Raw genomic sequence first — 13,110 nt, forward strand, 5'->3', positions numbered from 1 at the left:
ATAAGAGTTTGAGGCGTTCCATAAAGAATTTTAAAGGTAATCCAAGATGACATATCAATTTATTAATTATTCCGTAGAAAATGGCGTGGCGCATTTGCAGCTTAATCGCCCAGAAAAGAAAAATGCCATCAATGACAGCTTATGTCTTGAGATTGAACACGTGTTTTTGAATTTAACCGATGACGTGAATGTCATTGTGTTTTCAGGTAGCGGCCCGGAATTTTGCTCTGGTCTGGATTTGCAAGAGCACAAAGCCCGTGAGCCATTTGAAGTGGTGAAGCATTCTAATATGTGGCACCGCGTGTTTGGTCATATTAGTGATTCAGGCATTCCTGTCGTGGCTGCTATGCATGGCGCGGTGATTGGCGGCGGTTTGGAATTGGCGATTTGTGCCCATGTTCGTGTCAGTGAAGAAAATACCTTTTACCGTCTGCCTGAGGGTAAACATGGCATCTTTGTTGGCGGTGGCGCATCGGTAAATGTATCCAATGTGATTGGTGCCAGCCGCATGACAGAAATGATGCTGACGGGGCGTGATGTAAGAGCCGAAGAAGGTTTGCGTATTGGCTTGGCACATTATGTTGTTGGCAATGGTGAAGCCTTGGCAAAAGCCTTTGAAATCGCAGAAGGCATCGGCAAAAACTCGAAATACTCCAACTGGGCCATGACAACAGGTCTAAGCCGTATTAGCAATATGTCGGCACAAGATGGTCTGTACACTGAATCATTGATTTGTGGCATTACGCAAACCAGCGATGAAGTAAAAGCGCGTATTGATGCGTTTTTGAATCGTAAAAAAAGCTAAGAAGTTTTGCCTTTGGTAATGCATACCATGAATCTTGATATTTAATTCACTTGCGCCTGTTTCGCAAGCTCAACGCGTCAGCGTGAATCAAATACCAAGGTTCTTTTTATCAAAGAACAAGGAAAAGACTGAGTAAATCTGCCCTTTGTCATAAAAATAACAGCAAGATCAGGAGTATTTAGATGCAAATTCAAGACAAACATTTTGTGGTGACAGGTTCAGCTTCGGGCATTGGTGAAGCAGTGGCGCGTCGCCTTCATAGCTTGGGGGCGAAAGTCACTTTAGCGGATGTAAATGAAGAAGGTTTAGCACGCGTTAAATCTGATTTAGGTGAGCGCGTACAAGGTTGCGTGACAGACATCGTTGATGAGAATTCGGTACAAAGTGCGATTGATCAAGCTGTTGAAGCCTTTGGTCCTATTAGTGGTTTAGTGAATTGCGCAGGTATTCCAGGCGCAGAGCGTATTGTCGGTCGTGAAGGGCCACATCGCTTGGCATCATTTCAACGTGCGGTATCGGTTAACTTAATTGGTACTTTTAATATGATTCGTTTGGTTGCTGACAAAATGCAGCATAACGAACCAGAAGCTAATTTAGAGCGCGGCGTGATTATCAACACAGCATCTGTAGCGGCGTTTGACGGTCAAATTGGGCAAGCAGGTTATGCGGCTTCCAAAGGTGGTGTGTGCGCCATGACTTTGCCAATTGCTCGTGAATTAGCACGCTTTGGTATTCGAGTGATGACCATTGCTCCGGGATTATTTAAAACGCCAATGATGGATGTTTTGCCGGAAGAAGTGCAAAAATCTTTGGGCGAATCTGTGCCATTTCCACCGCGTCTTGGTGAGCCTGATGAATACGCGTCTTTGGCACAACACATCATCGAAAATGGCATGCTGAATGGCGAAGTGATTCGTCTTGACGGTGCGATTCGTATGGCTGCGAAGTAATACGGAGTTGATGATGAACTATCAAGCTCCTTACAAAGATATGAAGTTGCTGGTGGCACAAGCCTATCAACAGCAAGGTCTGGCTGGCGTTGAATCGTTAGACGGTTTTGACCCTGAATTGGCCAATGCGGTAATGGAAGAAGCGGCTAAGTTCGCTACTGGTGTACTTGCTCCACTGAACCAAGTTGGTGATGTGCAAGGTTGCCGCTTTCGAGACGGGAAAGTGATTACAGCTGATGGTTGGAAAGAGGCGTATCAGCAATTCGCCGAATCTGGCTGGATTGGTTTGGCATTGCCTGAGGAGTTTGGTGGTCAAGGTCTGCCAAAATACATTGCCCAGCCTGTAAACGAAATGTGGCTGTCAGCGAATTTGGCCTTTGTGATGTTTCAAGCTTTGGCGCAAGGTGGTTCAGAAATTCTTTTAAATTTTGCCAATGAATCTATTCAAAGCCGTTATTTACCAAAAATTGTCAGCGGTGAATGGACCGTGGCGATGGCGCTAACGGAACCAAATGCGGGGTCGGATTTAGGGGCATTGAATACTAAGGCGATTCCACAGGCTGACGGCACTTATAAAATCAAAGGTCAGAAAATTTACATCACTTACGGTGATCATGATCTTACTGACAATATTGCCCATTTAGTGCTGGCTAGAACGCCAGACGCGCCAGCAGGCAGTCGCGGTATTTCGCTATTTATCGTACCTAAACATCGTGTTGCTGATGATGGTGCATTAGGAGAGTTTAACGATATTCGCTGTACCGGTATTGAACACAAAATGGGGCTTCATGGTAGCCCAACGTGTTCTATTAGTTACGGTGATCAAGATGGTTGTATTGGTGAATTAGTCGGTGAGTTGAATCAAGGTCTAATGGCGATGTTCGTCTTGATGAATGAGGCCCGATTGAGTTGTGGTCTGCAAGGTGTTGCTTTGGGAGAACTTGGTTATCAGTGTGCATTGGAGTATGCCCAAGAGCGAACTCAAGGTACGAATAGTCAAGGCGAAAAAGTGGCCATTGTTGAACATGCCGATGTGAAACGCATGTTGTTAGAGATGCGTTCGGAAACCTTTGCACTGCGTGCTTTGGGTTATCAGATTGCTGCGCAAATTGATGCGACCGAAGCGGCAGACAATCAAGAAGAAACGAATCAATCAAAAAAAGATCGAGTCGCTTTGCTGACGCCGATTTTTAAAGCCTTTTCGACTGAGCGTGCCAATGTGATGGCAGGCCAAGTGGTTCAGGTATTTGGTGGTATGGGCTTTGTAGAAGAAACTGGTGTGGCGCAAATTATGCGTGATGCTCGAGTGACGACGATTTATGAAGGCACTACTGGTATTCAAGCCCGTGACTTGATGTTTAGAAAAGTGCGCGGCGATCAGGGTAAAGCCTTAACTGAGTTATTAGCAGAAGTAACTCAGTTGGCTCAGTCTTTTGAGTCCGACGAGGTATTTGCCTCTATGGCGCAAGACTCTCAGCAAGTGATTAATAAGATGACGTCGTTACTGCATTCACATTTGCTGAATCCTGATATGGACCATGAAGATTTACTGGCTGTGTCTGTGCCCTTCTTGGAAGCCATGGGGATCTTATGTTGCACATGGCAGTTATTGAATGTGTTGGCTTATCAGCAAGCGCAAGAAAATACGGATGAGTCTTACGTGCAGAATATTAAGGCGCTATCCGTATTTTACGGTGCTTATCGTTTGCCGTCTGCCATGGCGGCATTGAAGGTCGTTGAAAACGCTGGGTTAGGTCTTGGCAAATATAAATTTTGAAGCAGGCCATTTAGGTCTGAAGTCGAGATAAAAATAACAATTCGGCAGTGGTTAATAAACCACTCCCTAAAACTCTAGCCATAAAAATAATCATAGAGCCCTGAAGGGCAAAAGATGAGAGTGGGAGCAAAAAAATGAACGGTGAATTTCATCCAATAAAAGTTGTAGCGCATCCTATCGACATTGAAAATCGCGACGGCGGAGTGCAAATCATCAATAGCCAAAAAGCGCTCGATGAGTATGCTCGTTGCTGGACAGATCAGCTTGAATACTGGGCTGATAAAACCCCCGATCGAATATTTGTTGCGCAGCGTGATGAGCAAGGTGACTGGCAGGAAGTTACCTACTCACAAGCGGTAGCCCGAGTACGAAAAATAGCATCTTGGTTAATCACTCAGCCAGTTTCTGCTGAGCGTCCCATCGTTTTTTTATGTGGCAACAGCGTTGAGCATTTGATGCTTGCTTTGGCTGGTATGTATGTGGGTGTGGCTCATTCTCCTTTGTCGCCTGCTTATTCTCTTATCGCGACGGATTATTCTAAGCTGCAAGGTATTGTGGATATTTTGACACCCGGCATGATTGTGGTGGATGAGTTGGCACCTTATGAAAAGGCAATTAAAGCGGTTTGCCAAGATACGGAAATTCCCGTAGTGGTGATCAAAGGGGATACCAAGGCACAACAAATTGACAATCCAATTGTGGCTTTTCAATCCTTTTGGGACTTTCCTGAGTCGGCTTTGATTGATGAAATGAACGAGCAAGTGAATGGCGATACGATTGCCAAAGTGCTTTTCACCTCTGGTACCACAGGTATGCCAAAAGGCGTTATCAATACTCAGCGTATGATTTGCGCCAATCAGGTGATGATTCATCAAGTAATGCAGTTCTTGCAAGATCAGCCGCCTATTATGGTTGATTGGCTACCTTGGAACCATACTTTTGGCGGTAACCATAATATTGGTATCGCTTTGTATAACGGCGGTAGTTTGTATCTTGATGATGGCAAGCCAACTGAAAAACTGTTCGCTAAGACATTACAAAATTTGGCGGAGATATCTCCAACCGTGTATTTCAATGTGCCAAAAGGTTTTGAGTTATTAGTGAAAAATTTGAAAGCGGACAGTGAGTTAGCTGAGAAGTTTTTTGCGCGCTTACAGTTTACCTTCTTTGCCGCTGCAGGTTTGGCTCAGCATATTTGGGATGATTTGGATGCGCTGGCGATTCAATATACTGGCAAGAAAATCCCTATGGTCACTGGGCTAGGCTGTACCGAAACAGCGCCGTCAGCGACGTTTGCTTCTGTTGAAGAATCAACTTCTGGTGTTATTGGTGTTCCTGCGCCAGGTGTGTCTATCAAGCTTGTTCCAAACGAAGGTAAGTTAGAAGCGCGTGTGAAAGCTGAAACTGTGATGCCGGGTTACTGGCGTCAACCAGAATTGACCGCAAAAGCGTTTGATGAAGAAGGCTATTATTGCTTAGGCGATGCGATAGCATATCTTGATGAAAATGAACCGCAGCGAGGCTTCCGTTTTGACGGGCGTGTATCGGAAGACTTTAAACTCGATAGTGGTACTTGGGTCAGTGCAGGTACATTGCGTGCTAAATTTATCAGTGCCTTTGCGCCATTTGTACAAGATGTTGTGTTATGTGGTACGAACCGTGGCTATATCAGTGCATTGATCTTTCCTGATTGGGCTCATTGTCAGGCGATTCTTCCTCATGATTTGGTGGAGACGAACGAGCAAGTTATTGCACACTCAGCAGTACGTGATGCTTTTCAGCAGAAGTTAAGAGATTTTGCTAAAAACAGCACCGGTAGTTCGACTGTGGTTCAACGTATTTTGTTGCAAGCTGTGCCACCGAGTATTGATGCAAATGAAATTACTGATAAAGGTTCGTTGAATCAGCGTGCGGTGCAAGCTCATAGAGAAGACCAAATTGAGCTTTTGTATCAAGAGCCTCTTTCTGATTTGGTTATCAGTTTATAAGGAAGAGCGTCATGTTTAACAATGAACGCCAAGTACAAATTGAGTGGGGTGACTGCGATCCCGCCGATATTGTTTTTTACCCGCGTTATTTTGCCTATTTTGATGCGTCAACGGGGGCTTTGTTTGAGTCTATGGGTTATTCACTTCGTTATATACGAGATGAATTAAAGACGGTCGGATTTCCAATGGTTGATACACGCTCCCAATTTTTCAAACCCTCTAAATATGGTGATAAGGTCACTATTAAAAGTGAGTTTACCGAGATTGGTCGTGCCAGCTTTGGAATTCGCCATCAACTTTTTAATGGCGGCGACTTAGCGGTTGAGTGCACGGAAAAACGTGTCTGGGCCTGTCATAATGCAGAAGGTGTTCTTAAAGCCAAGCCAATTCCTGACGACATTAGAGCAAAAATCTTGAGTCACGGTTAATAAGATAGGTCAGTGAAAGAATGAAAATTTTAGTGGGTGTTAAACGAGTCATTGATTACAACGTTAAGGTTCGTGTTAAAGCAGATCAAAGCAATGTGGATTTAACCAATGTCAAAATGGCAATGAATCCATTTTGTGAAATCGCTGTTGAAGAAGCGGTTCGCCTGAAAGAAGCTGGCGTAGCATCTGAAGTGATCGTTATGAGCGTTGGAACGGCGCAAAGCCAAGAGCAACTTCGTAATGCTTTGGCGTTAGGCGCTGACCGTGCCGTTCTTGTTGAGAGCGAAGGAGAAGTAGAGCCTTTGAACGTTGCCAAGGCGTTTGCTGCTGTGGTTGAAAAAGAGCAGCCTGTGTTGGTTGTTCTTGGTAAGCAGTCGATTGATTCTGATAACAATCAAATGGGACAGATGTTAGCTGCCTTGACTAAACGTCCACAGGGTACCTTTGCATCTAAGCTTGTTGTTGAAGATGGCAAAGCGCTTGTTACTCGTGAAATCGATGGCGGGCTACGTACTGTTGCGCTGACATTGCCTGCGATTGTAACGACGGATCTACGTCTTAATGAGCCTCGCTATGCCAAATTACCCGATATTATGAAGGCTAAACGTAAACCACTCGATACTTTATCCTTGGCAGACTTGGGCGTAGCGCCAAAGGCTCATTACCGATTAGATAAAGTGGAAGCGCCTTCAATTCGTAGTGCGGGCATTAAAGTGGCGTCGGTGGATGAATTAATCTGTAAATTGAAAGACGAAGCGAAGGTGATCTAATGACGACTTTATTAATTGCAGAACATAAATCCAGTACGCTTTCGTCTGCTACTTTATGCGCCTTGACGGCTGCTCAAGCTATTGGCAATGACGTTCATGTGCTGGTGGCGGGTAATAATGTTGAGTCCGTTGCTGATGCGGCGGCGAGCCTTTCTGGTGTTACTAAGGTGATGTGTGCTAATGCGGATGTTTATGAATATGCCTTGGCTGAGCCAATGGGCGATTTGATAGTGTATTTATCGGCAAGTTATTCGCACATTATTGCGCCGTCCAATTCAGAGTCAAAAGACTTTATGCCAAGAGTGGCCGCTTTATTAGATGTTGGCCAAGTGTCTGATATTTGTGCTGTATTGAGTGCAGATCAATTTAAACGCCCGATCTATGCTGGCAATGCTATTGCAACGGTAACGGCTTTGGCTGCCAAAAAAGTCATTACAGTACGGGCGTCTTCTTTTGATAAAAACGCTCAACAGAATGATCAGAAGTGTCCTGTTGAAACGGTCGATTTTGTGGCTGAGAGTGTTTTGTCTAGTTGGCAATCTGACGACATTACTGAGTCAGAAAGACCAGATCTTTCCAGTGCGAGCCGCATTGTGTCAGGTGGTCGTGGAGTCGGCAGTGGCGAGAACTTTGCCTTGGTCGAGGCGTTGGCCGATAAGCTAGGTGCTGCGGTTGGTGCCTCTCGTGCGGCAGTGGACGCAGGTTTTGTATCGAATGATTTACAAGTTGGCCAGACGGGTAAAATCGTCGCGCCGGATTTGTACATGGCATTTGGTATTTCTGGCGCTATTCAGCATTTGGCGGGTATGAAAGATTCCAAAGTCATTGTGGCGGTAAACAAAGATGAGGACGCGCCTATTTTCCAAGTAGCAGACTATGGCTTGGTAGGCGATCTTTTTGCTGTGCTTCCAGAAATGACTTCGAAGCTATAGGCGATAGTGTCGAATTTTATTTTGTGTACTGACAGACCGAGCCTTGGCTCGGTTTTTTTTATGGTTTTTCTATGTCTGATTTTGAGCTGAGCTCGATGACGCGCTTTGCACTAATAAACAAAAAGCAGCCTACAGTGATGGCCATTGCGCTCAGGTGAAATATATCAATCAGTGGTACTTGGTTCATGTTCGTTCCTTTTGAAATTAAGGCTTATTTATTATTTTGTATAATAAAAGCACATGGTGCTCAATTCGTCCACATTGTTTACAAAATAGCTTTTTTTGAATAGCTGTGTTTGTCGAAGGTAAACGTTTAGAATCTGACTCTAATTAATTGATAGGAGCGGCGACCGATTATGATTCGCCCTTTATTAGTGCTGCGTTTGCTGACAATGCCATGCTTGTGGATGAGTGTCGTGCAGTTTGTGTTTGGTGAATTGTCTTTTATGCTGTTTAAGGATGGCGTCGGGCGTGCGTTTGCTATACCTGCAGTGGTTATTTTTTTCCTTTCTCTGACCATTTTGTTGGGTTTTCGAAAGTACGCATTACCTTCGGTTAATACGCGCGAAGCTATGTTGTTCGCCACGTTAACTTGGTTTGCTGTTGGGGTTCTGGGGGCTATTCCCATCATATCCATTACTCACATTTCTTTTACTGATGGTGTATTTGAATCGATCAGCGCCTTGACGACCACAGGTGCAACCGTGCTGTCTGGCTTAGATGACATGCCACCCACCTTTTTGATGTATCGCCAATTCTTACAATGGATGGGGGGGCTGGGCGTGGTTATCTTTGTGGTGGCAATTCTTCCGATGTTAAACATTGGTGGTATGCGCCTATTAAAAGCGGAGACGCCTGGCCCAATTAAAGACGAAAAGCTTTCTCCTCGTGTATCTAGTACCACACATTATTTATGGATGGTGTATTTGGCTATCACTGTGTTGTGCGCGTTAAGTTATTATTTTGCAGGTATGTCTGCATTTGATGCGATTGGACATAGCTTTACCACGGTATCGACTGGAGGCTTTTCAACACACGATGCCAGCATGGGCTATTTTAATAGCCCATTAATTTTGTGGATCTGTAACCTTTTTATGGTGTTAGGAGCTGTGAATTTCGCTTTGCATTATCGGATTTATATCGCTCGTAGTATTAAGCTTTATTGGCAAGATGAAGAAACACGAGGTTTCTTAAAAATTATTGGTTTTATTGCTTTGTTATTGGCTTTGTTTCTTTTTCAGACTGGTTCAGAAGAGGGGCTTTGGGTTTCCATAACACAGTCGTTTTTTCATGTGATTTCGTTTATTACTAGCACTGGCTATGCGGCAACGGATTTTGGCGCTTGGCCGGCGGTGACGTCGATTATCTTGATTTTTGTTGGTTACATCGGTGGTTGCGCAGGGTCGACAGCGGGTGGTAATAAAGTTATTAGGAATATCATTTCGGTCAAATCAATAGGCTTGGAAATAAAACGCTTAGTACACCCTAATGGGGTTTTCGCCATGAAGTTTCAGGGGCGAACTATCGCAGCAGATGTACGGCATTCTGTGATGGGCTTTATGTGTCTTGTCGCCATGATAACGATATTGTTTACGGTGTTGCTGATGATGACGGGTATGAGTTTTATGGCGTCTTTAAGCGCTACTGCAGCGTGTTTGAATGTACTTGGGCCAGGCTTTGCAGAGCTAGGTAGTAATTTTTCTCCGTTAAGTGATGCTGGCACTTGGCTGATGAGTTTTGCCATGATCTTAGGGCGTTTGGAATATTTTACTGTGCTGGTGCTTTTCTTTCCGGTGATGTGGCGTCATTAAGAAAGGGCTGTTGGACCGAAAAAAAACGGCTAAAAACAGTAATAAATGCCCGATTATTGAGTAATGGGGCATTTTCTTGTGTTGTTGAATGAAATTAAGCCGCTGAGATACCAATACCGTTGCTTTCTTGTTCGTACGTTTCTAGCTCTATCGCAATACTTTTTGATGTTGGTGTATTGCTGAATTCACCATAGCTGTCCAGCGGTACTAACGGATTAGTTTCTGGGTAATAAGCAGCAATGTTGCCTGCAGGAATGCTGTAAGGTACTAGCTTGAAACCACTTACTTTGCGCACTACACCGTCATCCCATAGGGAGCGTAGCGTGACACTTTGACCTTCTTCGAATCCTAGTCGCTGTATATCTGCAGGGTTTATAAATACCACTTTACGCTCGCCCTTGATGCCACGATATCTATCGTTCATACCATAAATAGTGGTGTTGTACTGGTCGTGAGAGCGTAGAGTTTGCATGATCAGCGTTTTGTCTGACAGAAGATCTTGGGCGCGCTTAGGCAGAATAGAATCTGGTAACGGGTGAGTGTGACAAATTGCTTTGCCGGCAGGCGTTTCCCAGCTTCTTTCGCGAGCACTGCTGCCTAGGTAGAAACCACCATCTTGTAGAATACGTTGGTTAAAGTCTTTGAAACCTGGCACGACCGCAGCGATGTGTTCACGAATAATATCGTAATCGCTCACGGTTTCATTCCAATCAATAGGGAAATTACCTAGCGTCGCAGCAGCCATCCCGGCGATGATGGCAGGCTCAGATTTTTGTTCTTTGCTTAACGGTTCTAAGACGCCACCAGAAGCGTGAATCATGCTAAATGAATCTTCTACCGTGACTTTTTGCTGTCCTTTAGCCTGATGGTCAATATCAGTTCGACCAAGGCAAGGCAGTATGATGGCTTCAGTCCCTGTAACTAGGTGGGAACGGTTAAGTTTGGTGCTGATTTGTACGGTTAGCTCGCATTGCTGTATGGCGTGTTCAGTCGCTTTCGTGTCTGGTGTTGCGGCTGCGAAGTTGCCACCTAAAGCGATGAAAACACCGACTTTGCCATCGCGCATCGCGCGGATAGTATCGACAACAGCAAAGCCATGCTTTTGCGGTGGTGTAAATTGAAAGTGTGTTTCTAAAGAATCAAGGAATTCTTGTGGAGGGCACTCATTAATGCCCATCGTTCTATCTCCTTGAACATTACTGTGGCCACGGACAGGGCATACGCCAGCACCAGGTTTTCCTAAATTACCACGAAGCGCCATTAGGTTTACCATTTCGTGAATAGTGGCAACCGAGTGATGGTGCTGAGTGATGCCCATTGCCCAGGTTAAAATCACACTGTTTGCCTTAGCGTAGACGTTAGCTGCATGCGTGATGTCTGCTTTGCTTAGTCCTGATTGATCGAAAATATCTTGCCAAGGTGTCTGTTTTACTTGCTCAAGATAGACATCCAAGCCTTGAGTGTGCTCTTTGATAAAGTCATGATCGAAAATTGCTTCGCCATTTTGTTGAGCTGCTTCTTCCAAGTCGATAAGGACTTTGACTATACCACGCACAACTGCCATATCTCCGCCAATTTTCGGACAGAAGTAGCCAGTGTTGGTTGGCTTGGAACCATTGGTCAGCATTTCTATCGGGTTTTGAGGGTTCTGGAAACGCTCTAACCCACGTTCTTGTAAAGTGTTAAAGTTTAATAACTGCGCGCCACGTTGTACTACTTCTTTTAGAGTTTCTAGCATACGCGGGTGGTTTGTTCCTGGGTTTTGACCGAAGACAAAGACCGCATCAGCATGTTCAAAATCGTCTATTTTAACTGTTCCTTTACCGCTGCCAATGCTGCTAGTTAATGCATAGCCACTGGCTTCGTGGCACATGTTTGAACAGTCAGGGAAGTTGTTTGTGCCGTAAGCACGTGCAAAGAGCTGGTATAAAAATGCGGCTTCATTGCTGGCTCGTCCAGATGTGTAGAAAGCGACATTGTTTGGGGTCGCTTGTTTTTTTAGCGTATCGCCGATGTGTTGGTAGGCTTGCTCCCAAGAAATGGCTTCGTAGTGATCTGTTTCTCGGTTATAACGCATTGGCTCAGTGAGTCGACCTTGATATTCAAGGAAGTAATCACTTTGTGTATTTAGCCAACTTACGCTGTGTTTCGCCATAAACGCGGCATCGACTTTACGTGATGTGGCTTCCCAGTTAACGGCTTTAGCGCCGTTTTCACAAAAGCGAATTTTGGCAGGGTCGTGTTTTTCACCCCAAGCACAGCCTGGACAATCAAAGCCGTGGGGCTGATTGGTTTTTAATAGTGAGTGAATATTTCGAACCGCATTTTTGCTTTTTAACCAATGTTTTGTTGTGCTTTTTAATGCACCCCAGCCGCCTGCCGGTCCTTTGTATGGCGTATAAAAATCAGCTTTTTTACTCAAGATCTGTTCCTTCTTACGGGGTTGAAGATGCAAATATTCTTGGCGCATCTTGCTTAGGCAAATGAATTAGCGTTAGCCCATAATGTTCAGCGAGTGTTACCGCTAATGCGCTTGGTGAGGCTAAATGCACTAGTCTAGAGAGGCCGACTCGAACGGCCTTTTGTACTAATTCAGTACTGCATCTGCTAGTCATTAAAACGCTGTAATTATGTAGATTGATATTTTGTTGCAGTGCGTAGCCAATAATCTTATCGAGAGCATTGTGTCTACCTATGTCTTCCATGCAGATAAGAGGGCTTCCATCTGGGGAAACTAGCAATGCAGCATGAACCGCCCCTGTTTGTTTTCCAAGTGTTTGATAATCAGCTAGACGTGATTTTAACGACAATAAAGTAGACTCAGCTATCGGTTGGCTTGGTGATAATTTTGGTAGTGTAGGGATCGCTTGAGGAAGTGATTCGACGCCACATAAACCACACCCAGTTGCACCAAGATGGGCATGTTTTTTTTGCTTAAAATTGGCGAAGCGGCGAGCGCTTAAAGTTAAGTTAATAGCAATGCTATCAATATTTGGCGGTATCTTGGTGGACTCTATTTCCAAATCTCGTACATCGCTAATTTGCTCAATAATCCCTTCGCTACGAGCAAAACCGATAACAAACGCGTCTAGTTGGTTGGGTGTGACCATCATGACCGCATGGGTAATATCATTGATGCTAATAGCCAGTGGTATTTCTTCCACTAGTTTAGCTGATCCAGCAGCGAGCTTATTATCACAGCGATCAAACGAATGTCGCTGATAGCAGGGAAAAGACAGGGATGAATATTGCATATTATCCGATTTAGTAAATGAATTTGAGAGGCCTTTAATAGTACGGAGAGACGTGAATGTCGTCCAATCTTTTTATGTTGAGAAAGTGCATAAAACGAGGTGAATTTATGGCAGTAATTAATTGTTCATAAAAGAATCAATATAGGTGCGCTTTTCAAAGTGTTAAGTATTTCTTTGAGACTTAAAATGCCGTATTCTTGCCCGAAAAAAAATAGCTTCAACGCTTTTTCCGTATTGGTTGTGTAAAACCCTAGGCGAAAAAGGTATGGACTGTGATTATTTGCACTCCAGCAGTGGCGAGTGGATGGCACTTCAGACAAAGTGTGGTTCTGTACTTGTCCTATATTGAGAATGTGTGCAACCCAGATGGTAGTGCATAGTCAGGGTTCTGTGTG

11 protein-coding genes are annotated in these 13,110 nt (G+C 44.5%); 8 read left to right on the forward strand and 3 right to left on the reverse strand.

The genetic code is table 11. The annotated features are described in order from the left end of the window. The first annotated feature begins 46 nt into the window (after positions 1-46). From DFP77_RS08710 to DFP77_RS08740, 7 genes are all read left to right on the forward strand, one after another. On the forward strand, positions 47-805 hold the full coding sequence (locus DFP77_RS08710; protein ID WP_114411901.1) for a crotonase/enoyl-CoA hydratase family protein: 759 nt from the start codon (positions 47-49) through the stop codon (positions 803-805). Between the two features lie 182 nt (positions 806-987). Further along, complete coding sequence (locus DFP77_RS08715; RefSeq protein ID WP_114411902.1) at positions 988-1,755, forward strand: 3-hydroxyacyl-CoA dehydrogenase; 768 nt, start codon at positions 988-990, stop codon at positions 1,753-1,755. 13 nt (positions 1,756-1,768) lie between these two features. Then, positions 1,769-3,532, forward strand: coding sequence for an acyl-CoA dehydrogenase family protein (locus DFP77_RS08720; protein ID WP_181858522.1), 1,764 nt, complete (start codon positions 1,769-1,771; stop codon positions 3,530-3,532). Positions 3,533-3,666: 134 nt separating this feature from the next. After that, positions 3,667-5,520, forward strand: a complete 1,854-nt coding sequence (locus tag DFP77_RS08725) for a feruloyl-CoA synthase (RefSeq protein ID WP_114411904.1) — start codon at positions 3,667-3,669, stop codon at positions 5,518-5,520. An 11-nt stretch (positions 5,521-5,531) separates the two neighbouring features. Continuing rightward, positions 5,532-5,948, forward strand: a complete 417-nt coding sequence (locus tag DFP77_RS08730; protein ID WP_114411905.1) for an acyl-CoA thioesterase — start codon at positions 5,532-5,534, stop codon at positions 5,946-5,948. A 20-nt stretch (positions 5,949-5,968) separates the two neighbouring features. After that, entirely contained in the window at positions 5,969-6,718 is a 750-nt protein-coding gene (locus DFP77_RS08735) for an electron transfer flavoprotein subunit beta/FixA family protein (RefSeq protein ID WP_114411906.1), read from the forward strand. Next, a complete protein-coding gene (locus DFP77_RS08740) occupies positions 6,718-7,650 on the forward strand; it encodes an electron transfer flavoprotein subunit alpha/FixB family protein (protein ID WP_114411907.1) in 933 nt (310 codons plus the stop codon). The genes DFP77_RS08735 and DFP77_RS08740 overlap by 1 nt, the downstream gene beginning before the upstream one ends. 58 nt (positions 7,651-7,708) lie before the next feature. Here DFP77_RS08740 and DFP77_RS19790 read toward each other — a convergent pair whose 3' ends face one another. Further along, the gene (locus tag DFP77_RS19790) at positions 7,709-7,837 is read right to left on the reverse strand and encodes a hypothetical protein (protein WP_258861095.1); all 129 of its coding nucleotides are present in this window, start codon (positions 7,835-7,837) and stop codon (positions 7,709-7,711) included. A gap of 169 nt (positions 7,838-8,006) precedes the next feature. Here DFP77_RS19790 and DFP77_RS08745 point away from each other — a divergent pair, with 169 nt between their 5' ends. Then, on the forward strand, positions 8,007-9,461 hold the full coding sequence (locus DFP77_RS08745; RefSeq protein WP_114411908.1) for a TrkH family potassium uptake protein: 1,455 nt from the start codon (positions 8,007-8,009) through the stop codon (positions 9,459-9,461). A gap of 94 nt (positions 9,462-9,555) precedes the next feature. Here the strand turns inward: DFP77_RS08745 and DFP77_RS08750 are convergent, their stop codons facing one another. Together DFP77_RS08750 and fdhD are read right to left on the reverse strand one after the other, a co-directional pair. Beyond that, complete coding sequence (locus DFP77_RS08750) at positions 9,556-11,883, reverse strand: FdhF/YdeP family oxidoreductase (RefSeq protein WP_258861096.1); 2,328 nt, start codon at positions 11,881-11,883, stop codon at positions 9,556-9,558. Positions 11,884-11,896: 13 nt separating this feature from the next. Continuing rightward, entirely contained in the window at positions 11,897-12,715 is an 819-nt protein-coding gene (gene fdhD, locus DFP77_RS08755) for a formate dehydrogenase accessory sulfurtransferase FdhD (protein ID WP_114411910.1), read from the reverse strand. Positions 12,716-13,110 lie beyond the last annotated feature (395 nt).

Source organism: Marinomonas foliarum, from assembly GCF_003337275.1.
GTDB classification, from domain to species: domain Bacteria; phylum Pseudomonadota; class Gammaproteobacteria; order Pseudomonadales; family Marinomonadaceae; genus Marinomonas; species Marinomonas foliarum.

What these genes read in the sequence shown, in the direction of transcription:
- DFP77_RS08720 (WP_181858522.1), top strand. Translation starts at nt 1,769, where the DNA reads ATGAACTATCAAGCTCCTTACAAAGATATGAAGTTGCTGGTGGCACAA.
- fdhD (WP_114411910.1), bottom strand. Translation starts at nt 12,715, where the DNA reads ATGCAATATTCATCCCTGTCTTTTCCCTGCTATCAGCGACATTCGTTT.
- DFP77_RS08740 (WP_114411907.1), top strand. Translation starts at nt 6,718, where the DNA reads ATGACGACTTTATTAATTGCAGAACATAAATCCAGTACGCTTTCGTCT.
- DFP77_RS08725 (WP_114411904.1), top strand. Translation starts at nt 3,667, where the DNA reads ATGAACGGTGAATTTCATCCAATAAAAGTTGTAGCGCATCCTATCGAC.
- DFP77_RS08710 (WP_114411901.1), top strand. Translation starts at nt 47, where the DNA reads ATGACATATCAATTTATTAATTATTCCGTAGAAAATGGCGTGGCGCAT.
- DFP77_RS19790 (WP_258861095.1), bottom strand. Translation starts at nt 7,837, where the DNA reads ATGAACCAAGTACCACTGATTGATATATTTCACCTGAGCGCAATGGCC.
- DFP77_RS08730 (WP_114411905.1), top strand. Translation starts at nt 5,532, where the DNA reads ATGTTTAACAATGAACGCCAAGTACAAATTGAGTGGGGTGACTGCGAT.
- DFP77_RS08735 (WP_114411906.1), top strand. Translation starts at nt 5,969, where the DNA reads ATGAAAATTTTAGTGGGTGTTAAACGAGTCATTGATTACAACGTTAAG.
- DFP77_RS08745 (WP_114411908.1), top strand. Translation starts at nt 8,007, where the DNA reads ATGATTCGCCCTTTATTAGTGCTGCGTTTGCTGACAATGCCATGCTTG.
- DFP77_RS08715 (WP_114411902.1), top strand. Translation starts at nt 988, where the DNA reads ATGCAAATTCAAGACAAACATTTTGTGGTGACAGGTTCAGCTTCGGGC.